This window comes from Paracoccus sp. MC1862, from assembly GCF_016617715.1.
Taxonomy (GTDB): Bacteria; Pseudomonadota; Alphaproteobacteria; order Rhodobacterales; family Rhodobacteraceae; genus Paracoccus.
The window spans coordinates 2,937,910-2,953,781 of record NZ_CP067225.1 but is presented as its reverse complement, the minus strand read 5'-3'; the positions used below and the strand labels follow the sequence as shown (position 1 = coordinate 2,953,781).

General features: G+C 67.9%; 14 protein-coding genes. 4 read left to right on the top strand and 10 right to left on the bottom strand.

What is annotated here, in order from left to right:
• The first annotated feature begins 12 nt into the window (after positions 1-12).
• Positions 13-333 (top strand): thioredoxin, encoded by a 321-nt coding sequence (gene trxA, locus JGR78_RS14650; protein WP_182791712.1) that lies wholly within the window; start codon positions 13-15, stop codon positions 331-333.
• A gap of 32 nt (positions 334-365) precedes the next feature.
• Here the strand turns inward: trxA and JGR78_RS14645 are convergent, their stop codons facing one another.
• Positions 366-2,057 carry a bifunctional diguanylate cyclase/phosphodiesterase gene (locus tag JGR78_RS14645; RefSeq protein ID WP_182791711.1) on the bottom strand — a complete coding sequence of 564 codons (1,692 nt, stop codon included), beginning with the start codon at positions 2,055-2,057 and terminating at the stop codon, positions 366-368.
• 166 nt (positions 2,058-2,223) lie between these two features.
• Between JGR78_RS14645 and JGR78_RS14640 the strand changes: the two genes are divergently transcribed.
• From JGR78_RS14640 to JGR78_RS14630, 3 genes are read left to right on the top strand one after another with little or no spacing between them, the layout of a single operon-like run.
• On the top strand, positions 2,224-2,730 hold the full coding sequence (locus JGR78_RS14640; RefSeq protein WP_182791709.1) for a 2Fe-2S iron-sulfur cluster-binding protein: 507 nt from the start codon (positions 2,224-2,226) through the stop codon (positions 2,728-2,730).
• Positions 2,727-3,701 (top strand): xanthine dehydrogenase family protein subunit M, encoded by a 975-nt coding sequence (locus tag JGR78_RS14635; protein WP_182791708.1) that lies wholly within the window; start codon positions 2,727-2,729, stop codon positions 3,699-3,701. The genes JGR78_RS14640 and JGR78_RS14635 overlap by 4 nt, the downstream gene beginning before the upstream one ends.
• Positions 3,701-5,914, top strand: a complete 2,214-nt coding sequence (locus JGR78_RS14630; protein ID WP_182791706.1) for a xanthine dehydrogenase family protein molybdopterin-binding subunit — start codon at positions 3,701-3,703, stop codon at positions 5,912-5,914. The genes JGR78_RS14635 and JGR78_RS14630 overlap by 1 nt, the downstream gene beginning before the upstream one ends.
• 15 nt (positions 5,915-5,929) lie before the next feature.
• On the opposite strand, the gene JGR78_RS18240 is transcribed toward JGR78_RS14630, so the two are convergent.
• The 9 genes from JGR78_RS18240 to pyk form a co-directional block, all read right to left on the bottom strand.
• Positions 5,930-7,528 carry a M10 family metallopeptidase C-terminal domain-containing protein gene (locus tag JGR78_RS18240; RefSeq protein ID WP_220495359.1) on the bottom strand — a complete coding sequence of 533 codons (1,599 nt, stop codon included), beginning with the start codon at positions 7,526-7,528 and terminating at the stop codon, positions 5,930-5,932.
• A 108-nt stretch (positions 7,529-7,636) separates the two neighbouring features.
• Complete coding sequence (pheT, locus tag JGR78_RS14620; protein ID WP_182803272.1) at positions 7,637-10,042, bottom strand: phenylalanine--tRNA ligase subunit beta; 2,406 nt, start codon at positions 10,040-10,042, stop codon at positions 7,637-7,639.
• A gap of 343 nt (positions 10,043-10,385) precedes the next feature.
• A complete protein-coding gene (locus JGR78_RS14615) occupies positions 10,386-10,775 on the bottom strand; it encodes a DUF2513 domain-containing protein (RefSeq protein ID WP_182803274.1) in 390 nt (129 codons plus the stop codon).
• Positions 10,772-11,854 (bottom strand): phenylalanine--tRNA ligase subunit alpha, encoded by a 1,083-nt coding sequence (gene pheS / locus JGR78_RS14610; protein WP_182803276.1) that lies wholly within the window; start codon positions 11,852-11,854, stop codon positions 10,772-10,774. Before pheS ends, JGR78_RS14615 begins: the two co-directional genes overlap by 4 nt.
• A 54-nt stretch (positions 11,855-11,908) precedes the next feature.
• Positions 11,909-13,255, bottom strand: coding sequence for a cytochrome P450 (locus tag JGR78_RS14605; protein ID WP_182803278.1), 1,347 nt, complete (start codon positions 13,253-13,255; stop codon positions 11,909-11,911).
• A 119-nt stretch (positions 13,256-13,374) separates the two neighbouring features.
• A complete protein-coding gene (gene rplT, locus JGR78_RS14600; protein ID WP_182791696.1) occupies positions 13,375-13,758 on the bottom strand; it encodes a 50S ribosomal protein L20 in 384 nt (127 codons plus the stop codon).
• A 14-nt stretch (positions 13,759-13,772) separates the two neighbouring features.
• Entirely contained in the window at positions 13,773-13,973 is a 201-nt protein-coding gene (gene rpmI, locus JGR78_RS14595) for a 50S ribosomal protein L35 (protein ID WP_182791695.1), read from the bottom strand.
• Positions 13,974-14,091: 118 nt separating this feature from the next.
• On the bottom strand, positions 14,092-14,316 hold the full coding sequence (locus JGR78_RS14590) for a hypothetical protein (protein WP_182791694.1): 225 nt from the start codon (positions 14,314-14,316) through the stop codon (positions 14,092-14,094).
• A 33-nt stretch (positions 14,317-14,349) separates the two neighbouring features.
• A complete protein-coding gene (gene pyk / locus JGR78_RS14585) occupies positions 14,350-15,798 on the bottom strand; it encodes a pyruvate kinase (protein ID WP_182803281.1) in 1,449 nt (482 codons plus the stop codon).
• Between the last annotated feature and the right edge of the window lie 74 nt (positions 15,799-15,872).

Below are 15,872 nucleotides of genomic sequence, written 5' to 3'. Positions count from 1 at the left end.
AGGTTTGCTCCCATGGCCACGACCAAAGCCACCGACGCCGATTTCGACAGCGTCGTCCGTCAGTCCGATGTCCCCGTCGTGGTGGACTTCTGGGCCGAATGGTGCGGCCCCTGCCGCCAGATCGGCCCGGCGCTGGAGGAACTGTCCGACGAATACGCCGGCCGCGTGAAGATCGTGAAGGTCAACGTGGACGAGAACCCCGACATCCCGGCGACGCTGGGCGTTCGCGGCATCCCGGCGCTGTTCATGTTCAAGGACGGCGAGGTGGTGTCGAACCGCATGGGCGCGGCGCCCAAGGCCTCGCTGAAGGCCTGGATCGACGAGGCGGTCTGACGCCTTTGAACGCCGTCCGAACGGGGCGGCGTTCACGCCACCGCCGGGCGGTTCCCGTAAAGATCGGACAAGCGCCGCGGCCGGTCGAAGTAATAGCCCTGCACCAGCCGGACGCCTGCGGCCCGCAGCGACTCCAGTTCGGCGTCGGTCTCGATCCCTTCCGCCACCACCGTCAGGCCGAGGTCGTCGCAGAGGTTGACGACATGGCGCAGCACCAGCCAGGCGCGGTCGCTGGTGCAGCAATCGGCGATGAAGTCGCGCGACAGCTTGATCCCGTCGAAGCGGCCGGAACTCACATGCGACAGTGCCGCGTATTCGGTCCCGAAATCGTCCAGCACCAGCCGGAAGCCGTGGCGGCGCAGGCTTTCGACCTCGGTCCCCGAGGCGACGGCGCTGGCCGAGACGCTTTCCGTCAGTTCAAGCGTCAGCCGCCGGGGATCGACCCCATGGGCGCCGACGATCGCGGCGGCGGCATCGGCAAAGCCCGGCTCGGCCAGTTGCCGGGCCGAGACATTGACGTTCAGCCGCACATCCCCCGGCACGCGCAGCAGGTCGGCGCAGGCGCGGTCCAGCACCCAGCGCCCGAGTTCCGAGATCATGCCGTTCTGCTCGGCCAGCCGCACGAAGGTCGATGGCTCGACGCGCCCGAACTGCGGGTGCTGCCAGCGCAGCAGCGCCTCGAAGGCAAAGGCCTGCGCGCTGTCCAGCGACACGATGGGCTGATATTCCAGAAAGAGCTCGTTGTTGCGGCAGGCCGAGCCGATGGCGTGCAGCAGCAGTTGCCGCGCGTCCGATTCGTCCTGCATCGCGGCTTCGAAGCGGACCGCCGTGCCCGGCTGCGACTTGGCGTGGTAAAGCGCAAGGTCGGCCCGCCGCAACACGGTCGAGACAGGATTCGGCGCGGTCCAGTCCGCATCGGCGATGCCGGCGCTGATGCCCGTCGGGCAGCGAAGGCTGCCAACGTCGAAGCCCGCGGCGCAGGTGGCCGACAGCCGCGCGAACAGCGCCTGCGCCTCGGCCTCGTCGGCCAGCACGACGCAGAATTCATCCCCGCCCATCCGCGCGCAGACGGCGTGGGGCGGGGCGCTGGCGACCAGCGCCCGCGCCAGCCGCACCAGGAAGCGGTCGCCGACATGGTGGCCATGGATGTCGTTGATCGCCTTGAAGCGGTCCACGTCGATCAGCGCCACCGTGGCCGAGGCGTTCTTGTCCGACAGCCTGTGCAGATGATCGTAAAGCGAGCGGCGGTTGCCGAGGCCGGTCAGCGCATCGCGTTCGGCCAGATAGCGGGCGCGTTCCAGCGCCAGCCGTTCCTCGTGCATGTCCTCCAGCGTGCCCACCCATTCGGCAGGGTAGCCCGGCCTTTCGGGGATCAGCACCCCGCGCCCGCGCATCCAGCGCCAGCGGCCCTGGGCGTCCAGAACCCGGCCTTCCGCCAGCACCGAACTGCCGATCTCTCGGCCACGGAAGTCCAGCCGGGCACGGTCCTCGGGGTGGAAGCGGGCGATCGCCGCGCGGTCCAGCGCGCTGTGGTCGGGCAGGCCGGTCAGCGCCTGCCAGCCCTTGGCCGCAATGATGCGCCCGGACAGATCCGCCCGCCACAGGACCAGCGCCCCCGCCCTCAGCGCCGCGCTGTAGCGTTCGCAACTGCGCTGCAGGATCTCCTCGGGCGTGGCGGACGCAGTGTCATCGCCCAGGAAGCCGTCGTCGTGCCAGTCAACCATGGGCTTTACACGTCACAACCAATCCTTGTGCTTCTACAAGCGAATTCCTGCCGGTCAAAGGGAAACTGCTTGCCATGTCCGCGGCATAACCGCGCCGCGGCAGTGCCACATGGAACCGGCCCCGCTTGCTGTCGTTGAGGAAACAGCCAACCTTCGGGGAACAGCCATGCAGATCAGCCTGACCATCAACGGCCAGCCGCGCGAGCTTGAGATCGACGACCCGCGCGTGACCCTGCTGGACCTGCTGCGCCAGCGTCTGGACCTGACCGGGACCAAGAAGGGCTGCGACCACGGCCAATGCGGCGCCTGCACGGTGCTGCTGGACGGCCAGCGGATCAATTCCTGCCTGACGCTGGCCGTCATGCACGACGGGGCCGCCATCACCACCATCGAGGGGCTGGGCACGCCCGAGGCGATGTCGGACCTGCAGCGCGCCTTTGTCACCCACGACGGGATGCAATGCGGCTATTGCACGCCGGGGCAGATCGTCTCGGCCACCGCCATGCTGGAGGAAGCCGCCCGCGGCTGGCCCAGCGCCGTCAGCCCCGATCTGACCGCACCGACCTTCGACGAGGAGGAGGTGAGGGAAAGGATGTCGGGGAACCTCTGCCGCTGTTCCTGTTATCCGAACATCGTTGATGCGATCCGCAGCGTGGCGGAGGATGCGGCATGATCCCCTTCACCTACCAGCGCGCGGGCGACGAGGTTGCGGCTCTGGCCGCACAAGGCCGCTTCATCGCCGGGGGCACCAACCTTCTGGACCTGATGAAGCTGGAAATCGAGCGTCCGCCGGCGCTGGTGGACATCAATCCCCTGCCCTTGGCCGGGATTTCCGAAGAGGCCGAGGGCCTGCGGATCGGCGCCATGGTCCGCAATGCCGAACTGGCGGCGGACGCGCGGGTACGCCGGGACTGGCCGCTTCTGTCCCGCGCGATCCTGTCGGGGGCCAGCCCCCAGATCCGCAACCGCGCCTCGACCGGCGGCAACCTGCTGCAGCGGACGAGGTGCCCGTATTTCTACGACCTCGACGCCCGTTGCAACAAGCGCGAGCCGGGGTCGGGCTGCGATGCCATCGGCGGGCGGAACCGCAACCTCGCCATTCTTGGCGCCTCTGAAAACTGCATCGCCACCTTCCCCGGCGACATGGCGGTGGCGCTGGTGGCGCTGGACGCACAGATGGAAATCACCAGCCCCTCAGGGGTGCGGACGATCCCGGTGGCCGAATTCCACCGCCTGCCGGGCGATCATCCCGAACGCGACACCGTGCTGGAACCGGGCGAACTGATCCGTGCCGTCCTGCTGCCTGCGCCCACCGGCGGCATCCAGATCTACCGCAAGGTCCGCGACCGGCGCAGCTATGCCTTTGCGCTGGTCTCGGTCGCGCTGGACCTGACGATCGAGGAGGGGCAGATCGCCCGGCTGGCGCTGGCCATCGGCGGGGTCGCCGCAAAGCCCTGGCGGGTGCCCCAGGCCGAGGCCGCCCTGACCGGCACCGGCGGCGATGCCGCCGCCGTTGACGCCGCCGCCGACATCATCCTGCAGGACGCGCAGGGACAGGGCGACAATGATTTCAAGATCCCGCTGCTGCGCCGCACGCTGCATGCGGCCATGCGGCAGGCCCTGGACGGCAGAAAGGTTGCGTGATGCGCGATGCCATCGAACTGAAGCTGTCCCACCGGATGGATGCCAAGGACGAGACGAACTTCCTCGACACCACGGCGCAGGGGGTGATCCATGCGCCGCTGGATCGTCCTGACGGGCCGCTGAAGGCCACCGGCCGCGCGACCTATGCCGACGAGGATCACCCCGAGGGCACGGTCTACGGCTTCTTCGTCCGCAGCCCCATCGGCAAGGGCTTCGTCACCGGCATGAACAAACCCGAGCTGATGGCGATGCCGGGCGTTCTGGCGGTGCTGCGCGACGACCGGATGCTGCAGACCCCGGCGCAGGGCCAGGCGGGCAAGGCGCCGATGCGGGGACCGTCCGAGATCCTTTATGTCGGCCAGCCCATCGCGCTGGTCGTGGCCGAAACCTTTGAGCAGGCGCGTCATGCCGCGCTGAACGCGCGCCCCGAGCTGATCGAGCGCAAGCCCACGGTCAGCGCCGAGCCTTCCGACTATGCCACCCCAAAGGCCAAGCAATCGGCGCAGGGCGATCTGGACCGCGCCATGACCGAGGCCGCGCATCGGCTGAACGTGGCCTACACGACCCCCTCGATGACCCATGCCGCAATGGAACCCCATGCCGCCGTCGCCTGGTGGGAAGACGGCAGGCTGACGGTGCGCGGGTCGTACCAGATGCTCAAGTTCAACAAGGCCGAGCTGGCGGATGCGCTGGGTGTGCGGGCGAAGGATGTCCGCATCCTGTCGCCCTTCGTCGGCGGCGGCTTCGGCAGCAAGCTTGGCATCTCGCACGAGGCGGTGGCGGCGGCCATCGCGGCGAAGAAGCTGGGTCGGCCGGTCGCCATCGCCCTGCACCGGCGCAATGTCTGCGAGGCGACCACGCGGCGGTCGGAATCGCGCCAGCGGGTGCGGCTGGCGGCGGATGCCGAGGGGCGGCTGACCGGCTTCGGGCATGAGGCCTGGGTGTCCTCGCTGCCGGGGGAGTCGTTCTCGGAGCCGGTGACGCAAGCCTCGCCCTTTACCTATGCGGGCGAGAACCGGGTGGTCGGCCACCATGTCGCCTCGTTGAACGTGACCAACGCGGGGTCCATGCGGGCGCCGGGCGAGGCGATCGGCGTGCCGGTCATCGAATGCGCGATGGACGAACTGGCCGAGGCCACGGGGATCGATCCCATCGAGCTGCGGCTGCGGAACATCCCGGAGGACGAGCCGGGCACCGGTCGCGCCTATTCCTCGCACCGGATGGCGGACTGCCTGCGCGCGGGGGCCGAGGCTTTCGGCTGGGACCAGCGCCAGCCTGCGGGCACCCGGCGCGAGGGCGAATGGCTGGTGGGCATCGGCATGGCGACCGCGGTGCGGGTCAACATGCTGCAGGAATCCGAGGCCACGGTGATCCTGAACCCCGACGGCACTGCGCGGGTCGAAACCGACATGACCGACATCGGCACCGGCAGCTACGCGATCCTGACCCAGATCGTGGCCGAAGCGCTGGGCTTGCCCATGGACCGGGTGACGACAGTGCTGGGGGACAGCGAACTGCCGCCCGCCTCGGGTTCGGGCGGGTCGTTCGGGGCGGCTTCCGCGGGATCGTCGGTGCTGCTGGCGGCGCAGGCGGTCCGGGCAGAGATCGCAAGGCGGCTGGAGGTAGACCCCGGGGAACTGACGCTGAAAGACGGCGCGGCCATCGCCGGGAACCGCATCCTGCCACTGGCCGAGATCCTTGACGGCGATTCGCTGAAGGCCAAGGGCCATATCCAGCCGGGTCTTGCCGAAAAGACCGTGCGCCAGGCAAGCTGGGGCGCGCAATTCGCCGAGGTCGCCGTCAGCGCCCTGACCGGCGAGGTGCGGGTCCGCCGCCTTTCGGCCACCTTCGCGACAGGCCGCATCCTCAACGAGAAGACCGCCCGCTCGCAATGCATCGGCGGCATGATCTTCGGCCTCGGCGCTGCCCTGATGGAGGAGGTCCAGCACGATCCCCGCGACGGCCATTTCGTCAATCGCGATCTCGCGGAATACCACGTCCCCGCCAACCTGGACGTGCCGCATATCGACGTGACCTTCCTGCCCGACCGCGATCCTTACGCGAATCCCATGCAGGCCAAGGGCATCGGCGAGGTCGCCATCTGCGGCACCGCCGGCGCGATCCTGAACGCGATCCACAACGCGACGGGCGTGCGGATCAGGGATTTCCCGGCCACGCCCGACAAGCTGATCGCGCATCTGCCGATGACCTGAGTCCGTCCCTTCGGATCACCAGATGAAGTCGTCGGCGGCGAGGTCCGAAAGCCTCGTCCATTCGATGCGCAGCGCATGGCCGTCCTGCCGGAACTCGACATGGTTGCCGGCTTCGGCCAACTGCTCGCGGACATCGGCCCATGAATCCAGCCCGGCGAAGCTGCTCAGGTTGATGCTGTCCTGAACGGGATCGAAGTTGCGGATGGTGTCCGAGCCGAGGTTGAAGACGAAGCGATCTGCCCCAGCGCCCCCGCGCAGCAGGTCATTGCCCGCACCGCCGTCGAGAAAGTCGCTGCCGCCCTCGGCCGCGAGGTCATCGTTGCCGGCGCCACCGTAAAGGGTGTCGTTGCCCACGCCGCCAATGATGATGTCATGGCCGCCGCCGCCCTCGATCCGGTCGTTGCCTGCTTGGCCGAACAGCCGGTCGCCGCCGTCGCCGCCTTCCAGCCGGTCGTGTCCGGCATTGCCCGACAGGCTGTCCGAGCCGGCGCCGCCGATCAGCCGGTCATCGCCGCTGCCGCCGATCAGCACGTCATTGCCCGTGCCACCGTCCAGATAATTCGTTCCGGCCGATTCGATCAGGCGGTCATTGCCGGCCCCGCCGTAAAGCGAATCGTTGCCGGCGCCGCCGATCAACTGGTCGTTGCCATCCTCGCCCCAGAGCTTGTCGTTCCCGGCACCGCCGTCCAGGACATCGTTGCCGGCCCGGCCATAAAGCAGGTCATTCCCGGCATTCCCGACCAGCCGGTTGGCGGCCCCGTTGCCGGTGATCCTGTCGGCGCCCTGCCCGCCGGTCGCGTTCTCGATCTGCGTGTCGGGCGCGATCTGCATGTTGCCCATCGCGCCCATGACGTCCGAGATCGCCCCGGCGGCAAGGTCGATCCGCTGGCCCGCCGTGCTTCTGGCGAAGTTCACATGATCGGTTCCACCGCTGTCCGCGATCAGGAAGGCCGCCCGAGCGCCGAGGCTCGCCGCCACATCCAGCGAACCGCCCGCGTTCGAGTTCACCCCGTAGACCGTGTTCCCGGCATGGATGGTTGCGGGACCATACATCTGCTTCAGCGCAAGGTAATCGGCCACCATCGGCGTCAATTGATAGGCCTTGGTCGCGTTGATCCGGGTGTTCTCGTCCTGGTCGAAATAGGACATGAGGCTGATCTGCCAGCTGTCATTGTGGATGGCCGACTGCGAGAACTCGCGCGCCCGGCCATAATCCTGCGGATGGCCCAGCCCGAGGGCGTGCAGCGTCTCATGCATGTAGGTGCGGAAAGCGAAGCTGCCGTAGCCGTCCGTGTCACTGACCCGGTCGTTGCTGATCCGCACGGTAGCCTTGTTGATGGTCGTTCCCGAGGCCGTCGTGCGGGTGTTCGCCCCGGTTCCGTCGTTGCTGTAGGTGATCTGGGCCGCGCCCGTGGTCTCGCGGAACCGCAGGCCGGTCACTTCGCCGATCTCGCCCAAGGCGGCGCGGGCAAGCCATTTCTCCTGCCCCGTCAGGTCGGTGATGTTGACGCCGATCGCGCCGTCGGAACCCGGACGCATCGTCCGGGTCACGCCGTCGCTGTAAAGGCTGGTCATCAGCCGCTGGGCATATTGCTGGGGTGTCAGAACCGACACGGGCAGAATCCTTCCGAACGGGGGCAGGCCCACACTAAGGCGGCATGGACCCGCTCACCAACCTGAGATTGTGCTTGTGGTTAACTATCCACCAACACGCGAAAAAGCTCAGCCGCGCAGGGTTCCCCCCGTGGCCTTCCCCACCTTCTCGACGATCTTCGCCGCGACCGCCTCGATGTCCGCGTCGGTCAGGGTCTTGCCTTTCGGCTGCAGGCGGACGGTCAGGGCGATGGATTTCTTGCCCGCGCCCATCTGCGCCTCGGCCCGCTCGCCCTTGAACTCGTCGAAGACGGTGACACGTTCGACCAGCGCCTTGTCGGCGCCTTGCGCCGCGTTGACCAGCGCCAGCGCCTCGACGCGGTTGTCCACGACGAAGGCGAAGTCGCGTTCCACCGCCTGCAGGTCGCTGATCTCCAGCGCAGGGCGCGTGGGGGTCTTGACCTTGGGCAGCGGCACGTTGGCGAGATGGACGGTGAAGGCGACCGCCGGTCCCTTGACGTCCAGCGCCTTGAGGATGCGGGGGTGGACCTCTCCGAACGTCGCCAGCCGCTTAGGCCCCAGCGCGATGTTGCCGGCGCGGCCGGGGTGCCACCAGCCGTCGAGCTTGCGGTCGATCTGGGCGCGGGCAGGCGCGCCGATGGCGGAGAGGATCGCCTCGGCATCGGCCTTGGCGTCATAGATGTCCACCGCGCGGCGAGAGCCATGCGGGTCGCGGGGGGCGTTCCCCCCAACCAGCAGGCCGGAAAGCTGCACGGCCTGCTCGCCCGGCTCGCCGCCGGTGAAGACGGGGCCGACCTCGAACAGCGACAGGTCCATGAAACCGCGCGCCTGGTTGCGGGCAGCCGCCGCCAGCAGGCCGGGCAGCAGGTCGGGGCGCAGGTGGGTCATTTCCGACGAGATCGGGTTCTCGATCCGCACCGCCTCGGACCCGCCGCCGAACAGCGCGGCCGAGGGCTGGTCGATGAAGCTGTAGGTCACGCATTCGTTGTAGCCCAGCGCCGCCGCCATCCGCCGGGCGGCGGACTCGCGGCGCTGCAGGGGGGTCAGCACCGGCTGCGGCACGCCCGCGCGGGGGCGCGGCAGGGGCTGGCCCTGCAGGCGCGAGAGGCTGGCGATGCGGGCGATTTCCTCGACCAGATCGGCCTCGCCCTGCACGTCCGGGCGCCAGCTTGGCACATGGGCCATGGCGCCCTCCAGCCGGAAGCCCAGCGCCTCCAGCGTGGCGCGCTGCTCGGCTTCGGGGATGTCCAGCCCGACAAGGCTCTGGGTCCGCGCCGGGTCCAGCCGGTAGGCGCGGGCATGGTCCGGGGCAGCGCCGGTCTCGACCACGTGGCTGGCCTCGCCCCCGCAGAGATCGAGGATCAGCCGCGTTGCCAGTTCCAGCCCGTCGCGGGTGAAGGCAGGGTCCACGCCGCGTTCGAAGCGGTAGCGGGCGTCCGAGTTGATCTTCAGCGCCCGGCCCGTCGCCGCGATGCCGATGGGCTGCCAGTAGGCGCTTTCGAGGAAGACATCGGTGGTCACCTCGGTCACGCCCGAGGCCTCGCCGCCCATGATCCCGGCGAGGCTTTCGGGGCCGTTCTCGTCCGCGATCACAAGGTCGCCCGCGCGCAGGGCATAGGTCTTGCCGTCGAGCGCGAGCAGGCTTTCCCCTTCCCGCGCGCCGCGCACGGTCAGGTCGCCTTGGACTTTGGCCGCATCGAAGACATGCAGCGGGCGGTTCAGGTCGAAGGTGAAGAGGTTGGTGATATCGACCAGCGCCGAGATCGGCCGCAGCCCGATGGCGCGCAGACGCTGCTGCAGCCAGTCCGGCGAGGGGCCGTTCGTCACGCCCCGGATCAGCCGGCCCGCGAAATGCGGGGCGCGGTCCAGCACGTCCGGCTCGATCGTCACGCCGAGGAGGCTGTCGAAACTGCCCGCAACGGCCTGAACCTCCAGCGGCTTCAGCCTGCCCAGCCCCCGCGCGGCGAGGTCGCGGGCGATCCCCCGCACGCCCAGCGCGTCGGGGCGGTTCGGGGTGATCTTGATGTGGATCATCGGGTCGATCCTGTCCGGCGCGTTCTCGGCCAGCCAGTCCACGAAGCGCTGCCCGACCCGGCCCGAGGGCAGTTCGATGATGCCGTCATGCTCGTCGGAAAGCTCAAGCTCGCGTTCCGAGGCCATCATGCCGTGGCTCTCGATCCCGCGGATCTTGCCGACGCCAAGGGTCGTGTCGATCCCCGGCACATAGTCGCCGGGCTTCGCCAGCACGCCGACCAGCCCCGCCCGCGCATTCGGCGCGCCGCAGACGATCTGCTTTTCGCCCTCGTCGGTGGCTACCCGCAGCACCCGCAGCCGGTCGGCGTCGGGATGCGGCTCGGCATGTTCGATCCGGGCAAGGGTGAAGGAGGCAAGCTTCGCGGCGGGATCGACGACCTCCTCGACCTCGAGCCCGAGGTCGGTCAGCGCGTCGGTGATCTCGGTCAGGGTCGCCGTGGTGTCGAGATGGTCACGGAGCCAGGAGAGGGTGAGTTTCATTTCCTGTTCCAAACCTTTCTTTTTACGAGAATTCCTGTCCCCAAGCATACGCAGATGACAAAGAACAGCAGCGTCACTGGAAACGTTAGAAACGCAACGACAGAAGCGAGTCCGTAAGTTCCTGCAATATATCCGCTAGCACCAGTAAATATTACAGCACCTGAACTGTGAGCAACTGCGCTAAATCCCAAAGCCGACAACAGGGCATTAGCACCAATTCCCGCCATCCCTACGCCGGTTGCGGCTCCTGCTATCCACCGATCCTTTACCCTGTCAGGCATGTAACCGGCTATTTCGGCCAGGGAAGAAAATGCAGCATAACGAAGCAACCGGACCGCACCACTCACAGAACTAGTCCCGCCCGCTGCTCAACCTGCTTTCGGAGAAAACCGACTGCCAGAGTCCTAACGAATTCTATCGTGGTGTTCCCGCCAATTTCTGCCACCTGCCGCTTGGTCCGCTCCCATACACCTTCGTCCCGAACAGCATCAAGGAAGTCACATCCTTTAGCCGTAACCCGAACATAGTTGCTGCAGCCACTCACCAAAGATAGCAGTCCATCGTCGATCATCCACCGGACGTGCTCAGCGCGAACTTGGTTGGCGCGCCCCTTTTCGGTGTCAGTTCCCCGCTCAAGAATACCATTTAGGGCAAGCCGCTCCTCAAAGTGGTTATACCGAGAGCTTTCCATTTCAAAAAGAATGGAGCGAATTTGGTCTATATCGCGCTTCACCGCGACAGTCCCCCACTCACACTCGGCACATCCCCCGCCGCAAACCCGTAATGCCGCAGCCAGCGCAAATCGCTCTCAAAGAACGCCCGCAGGTCGGGGATGCCGTATTTCAGCATCGCGATCCGGTCGATGCCCATGCCAAAGGCGAAGCCCTGCCACTCGGCGGGGTCGATCCCCCCGGCCTGCAGCACCTTGGGATGGACCATGCCGCTGCCCAGTATCTCCAGCCAGCTTTCCCCCTGCCCGATCTTCAACTGGCCGCCGGACCAGTCGCAGCGGATGTCCACCTCGGCCGAGGGCTCGGTGAAGGGGAAATGCGAGGCGCGGAAGCGCAGCTCGACCTGATCGACCTCGAAGAAGGCGCGGCAGAATTCCTCCAGCGTCCATTTCAGGTTGGCCATCGAGATGTCCCGCCCGATCGCCAGCCCCTCGACCTGGTGGAACATGGGCGTGTGGGTCTGGTCCATGTCCATGCGATAGACGCGGCCGGGGCAGATGATGCGGATAGGGGCGCCCATCGCCTCCATCGCGCGGATCTGGACGGGCGAGGTATGGGTGCGCAGGACATGGGGCGGGCGGGTGTCGCCTGTCGCGCGGGCCATGAAGAAGGTGTCGTGTTCCTGCCGCGCGGGATGTTCGGGCGGGATGTTGAGCGCGTCGAAGTTGTACCAGTCGGATTCGACCTGCGGCCCCTCGGCCACGGCGAATCCCATGTCGGCGAAGATGGCGGTGACTTCGTCCATGACCTGTGACACGGGGTGGATGGTGCCAGCCGGGCGCGGGCGGCCGGGCAGAGTCACGTCCAGCCACTCGCCCGCAAGGCGCGCGTCCAGCGCCGCGTCTTCCAGCGCCAGCTTGCGGGCGCGGAGCGCGGCGTCGATCTCGTCCTTGACGCGGTTGAGGGCGGCGCCTGTGGTCTGCCGCTCCTCGGAGGTCATCTTGCCCAGTTCGCGCATCTTCAGCGCGATCTCGCCCTTCTTGCCGAGGGCCGCCAGACGGACCTCCTCCAGCGCCGTGACGCCTTCGGCCTCGGCGACGCGGGCAAGCCAGGTGGAACGCAAGCTGTCGGGGTCGGTCATCGGGGGGCCTCGCGGGAATTGCGGGGCGGGGTTAGCACGGGGGACGCGCGGTTTCTAGCGCGGCGTGGCGCGCAGCCAGACGCCGCCTTCGGGGCGCAGGGTCAGGATCATCCGGGGGCGCGGGTCGCGACCGTGCACCAGCGCGAAGTCGAAGCGGGAGAGCAGCGTGGCAAGGATGATCGCGGCCTCCTGCAGGGCAAAGTTCGCGCCGATGCAGATGCGGGGGCCGCCGCCGAAGGGCAGGAAGGCGAAGCGGTCACGCTCGATGCCGGGGGCGAAGCGCTCGGGGTCGAAGGCGTCGGGGTTGTCCCACAATAGGTGGTGGCGGTGCAGGGCATAGATCGGCAGCATGACGGTGTCGCCGGGCTGGATCTGGCGGCCGCCCAGCGTGTCGGCTTTCCGCGCTGTCCGGGACAGGAAGGCGGCGGGCGGGTAAAGGCGCAGCGTTTCCTGCACGACCTGCTGGACATAGGGCAGGCGCGGCAGGTCGGCGGCGGTGATGCGGGGACCGGCCGCCTGCGACTCGGCCGCGGCGCGGGCCTGCACGGCGGGATCGAAGGCGCAGAGGTAAAGCGCCCAGGACAGCGTCAGCGCCGTCGTCTCGTGCCCCGCGACGATAAAGGTCAGCAGGTTGTCGCGCAGTTCCGAGGGGTTCATGGACCGTCCCGTTTCCGGGTCCACGCCGGACTGCAGCAGATCCAGAAGGTCGGGCGGCACGCGGGGGCCTCGGCGGGCGCGCTCGGCGATGGCCTGGTCGGCGAGCTTCTTGGTCCGCTTCAGCGCGTTGCCCGAAATCATCCGCCCCGGACGCGGCACCCAAGGGGGTGCGCCCAGCACGTCCAGCACCGACACCCGCGCGGTCGAGGCGATGTAGCGGTCGATGGCATGGTGGACGGCGTCGCGGTCAAAGGCGTTGTCGCCGGAAAAGGTGACGTCGCTGATGACGTCGAAGGTCACGGCGATCATCTCGGCAAAGGCGTCGAAGGGTTGGGGGGCCGCGGCGATGCGGGCGGCGGATGCCTCGGCGGCGGCGGTCATCACCGGGGCCAGCGCCTCGACATGGCGGGCGGCAAAGGCGGGGGCGGCGGCGAGCCGCTGCCAGCGCCACTGCGCGCCTTCGGCGATGAACAGGCTGTCGCCGATGGCGGGTTCCAGGATCATCCGGGTGACGGTGGACTTGGGGTAATCCTCGGGCCGGTCCTTCAGCACGCGGCGCAGGGCGTCGGGGTCCATGACCATGTGCCAGCGGATGCCCAGCTTGCCCGACACCATCGGCTGGCGCAGGGCGAGTTCCGGGATCAGTTCCAGCACGTTGCGCCGGGCGGTCAGGGCCGAGCCGAGGATGCCCAGCGGGCGCGAGGCGAGGGGAACGCGGGGCGGCAGGCGGGTGGCGATGTCCATGCCGGATCAACCCCGCAGCGGGAGCGGCGGTTGCGGGCCGGGGCGGGACGTCACGCGGGCGTGAAACAAAGAAACCCGCGCCGGGGCACGGGTTTCTGCAGATCATCCTGTCCGAATGATCAGGCGGCGACGGGGGCCGGGGTGTCGGCGGCGGCTTTTGCCTGGGCCACGATGGCGTTGAACGCCTCGGGCTCGTGCACGGCCAGGTCGGCCAGGACCTTGCGGTCCACCTCGATCCCGGCCTTGGACAGGGCGGCGATGAAGCGGGAATAGGTCATCTCGGCATCCACCGCGCGGACGGCGGCGTTGATGCGCTGAATCCACAGCGCGCGGAAGTTGCGCTTGCGGACCTTGCGGTCGCGGGTTGCATACTGCAGCGCCTTGTCCACGGCCTGCGTGGCGGTGCGGAAGTTGCGCGAGCGGTTGCCGTAATAGCCCTTGGCAGCGTCAAGGACCTTCTTGTGGCGGGCGTGGGTGACCTTGCCGGATTTAACGCGGGACATGGTTCAGATCCTTTTCAGCGGTCGTAGGGCATGTATTTCTTGACGATCTTCGTGTCCGCGTCGGACAGGATCATGGTCCCCGTCGTTTCGCGGATGAACTTCGTCGAGCGCTTGATCATGCCGTGGCGCTTGCCCGCCGGGCCCGCCTTGACCTTGCCCGAAGCGGTCATCGAAAACCGCTTCTTCGCAGCGGCCTTGGTCTTCATCTTCGGCATTTTCTTCTCCTAAGTCAGAGTGAACGCGCGACTCGGCAATGCCATAGGGCCGGCCGCGCGGATGTCGAAGCGCGCCTGATAGCGGCGTCCGGCCCGGATGGCAAGGGAAAAGCCGGCCTTACAGCCGGATCTGGCCGCTCAGAAGCCTCTGCCAGGCCAGCCCCAGATCCTGCACGCGGAAGGGCGTCGGGTCCAGCCAGGCTCCCGCGAACAGGGCTGCCAGCCCGAAGACAAAGGCGATGGCGGCGCCGCGCGGCGGCTCGGTCCGCGCCAGTGCGGCGATCGCCAGGATGACCGACACCGCCATCAGCGCGGTGCCCAGCAGGATGAGGATGTCGGACATGCCTTGCAACTCGTGAGGGGCGCGACTGCGCCGTTATTCAGGGTCCGTGCTGGATAGCAACAGCTCGTCGCAGGATGCAACGCGAAGAATGTTGGTGGAGCCCGGCGTGTTGAAGGGAACGCCTGCGATCACGATAACTTTGCGGGTAGGGTCGGCGAAGTCGAATTCCTGCGCCGCCTTCACCGCATTGACCACCGCCTGCTTGAATCGTTCCAGGACCGGCGTGCCCACGCAATGCGCCCCCCAGACCAGCGCCATGCGCCGCAGCACGCAGGGTTCCGAGCTCATGGCGATGATGGGCACCTTGGGGCGTTCGCGGGCGACCAGCCGCACGGTGGTCGAGGACTGGGTATAGGCGCAGATCGCCGCGATGTCGGTGGTTTCGGCGATCTCGCGCGCGGCCACGGCCATCGAATCGGCGACGCTGGTGCGATTGTCGGTGCCGCGCGAGCCGTCGATGACCTGGCGGTAGATGGGATCGCCCTCGACCGACCGGGCGACGCTGTCCATGGTCTGCACCGCCTCGACCGGATAGCGGCCGGCGGCCGATTCGGCCGACAGCATGATGGCATCCGCGCCCTCGTAGATGGCGGTGGCGACGTCGCTGACCTCGGCCCGCGTCGGCATCGGGCTTTCGATCATCGATTCCAGCATCTGGGTCGCCACGATCACCGGCTTCGCCGCCTGCCGGCAGGCGCGGACCAGCCGCTTCTGGATCGGCGGCACCGAATGGACCGGCAGTTCCACCCCCAGATCGCCGCGCGCGACCATGATCCCGTCCGAGACCCTGAGGATGTCCGCAAAGCATTCCACCGCCGCGGGCTTCTCGATCTTGGACAGGATGGCGGCGCGGCCCTGCGCCAGTTCGCGCGCCTCGATCACGTCCTCGGGACGCTGGACAAAGGACAGGGCCAGCCAGTCCACGCCCAGCCCGCAGGCGAATTCCAGATCGGCTCGGTCCTTGTCCGACAGCGCCTTGAGCGGCAGCACCGCGTCGGGAACGTTGACCCCCTTGCGGTTCGAAATCGGCCCGCCCGCCGTCACCAGACAATCGGCGAAATCCGGGCCGCAATGCTGGACCCGCAGGCGGATCTTGCCGTCATTGACCAGCAGGCGCGAGCCGACCTTCAGCGCCGCGAAGATCTCGGGGTGGGGCAACTGGACGCGCTGGCCGTCCCCCGGCGCGGGGTCGAGGTCGAAGCGGAACGGCTGGCCTTCCTCAAGCTCATGGGCGCCCTCTGCGAAGACCCCCACCCGCAGCTTCGGGCCCTGCAGGTCGGCCAGCACGCCGATGGGGCGGTCAAGCTCGGCCTCGACGGCGCGGATGGCGTCATATCGGGCCTTCTGGTCGGAATGCTCGCCATGGCTCATGTTCAGGCGGAAGACGTCCGCGCCCGCCTCGAACAGCGCCCGGATCGTCGCCAGATCGCTCGACGAGGGGCCAAGGGTCGCCACGATCTTCACGTTGCGGTGTCGTCTCATCTGCCTGTTTCCCCTGCCTTCGGGCATGTTTGCGCTATCGTCTACTCGTCTCTTGCGGAACGGGCAACTGGCGC

What these genes read in the sequence shown, in the direction of transcription:
- JGR78_RS14630 (WP_182791706.1), top strand. Translation starts at nt 3,701, where the DNA reads ATGCGCGATGCCATCGAACTGAAGCTGTCCCACCGGATGGATGCCAAG.
- JGR78_RS14605 (WP_182803278.1), bottom strand. Translation starts at nt 13,255, where the DNA reads ATGGACATCGCCACCCGCCTGCCGCCCCGCGTTCCCCTCGCCTCGCGC.
- rpmI (WP_182791695.1), bottom strand. Translation starts at nt 13,973, where the DNA reads ATGCCGAAGATGAAGACCAAGGCCGCTGCGAAGAAGCGGTTTTCGATG.
- JGR78_RS14640 (WP_182791709.1), top strand. Translation starts at nt 2,224, where the DNA reads ATGCAGATCAGCCTGACCATCAACGGCCAGCCGCGCGAGCTTGAGATC.
- JGR78_RS14635 (WP_182791708.1), top strand. Translation starts at nt 2,727, where the DNA reads ATGATCCCCTTCACCTACCAGCGCGCGGGCGACGAGGTTGCGGCTCTG.
- pheT (WP_182803272.1), bottom strand. Translation starts at nt 10,042, where the DNA reads ATGAAACTCACCCTCTCCTGGCTCCGTGACCATCTCGACACCACGGCG.
- rplT (WP_182791696.1), bottom strand. Translation starts at nt 13,758, where the DNA reads ATGTCCCGCGTTAAATCCGGCAAGGTCACCCACGCCCGCCACAAGAAG.
- JGR78_RS14645 (WP_182791711.1), bottom strand. Translation starts at nt 2,057, where the DNA reads ATGGTTGACTGGCACGACGACGGCTTCCTGGGCGATGACACTGCGTCC.
- JGR78_RS14590 (WP_182791694.1), bottom strand. Translation starts at nt 14,316, where the DNA reads ATGTCCGACATCCTCATCCTGCTGGGCACCGCGCTGATGGCGGTGTCG.
- trxA (WP_182791712.1), top strand. Translation starts at nt 13, where the DNA reads ATGGCCACGACCAAAGCCACCGACGCCGATTTCGACAGCGTCGTCCGT.
- pheS (WP_182803276.1), bottom strand. Translation starts at nt 11,854, where the DNA reads ATGACCGACCCCGACAGCTTGCGTTCCACCTGGCTTGCCCGCGTCGCC.
- pyk (WP_182803281.1), bottom strand. Translation starts at nt 15,798, where the DNA reads ATGAGACGACACCGCAACGTGAAGATCGTGGCGACCCTTGGCCCCTCG.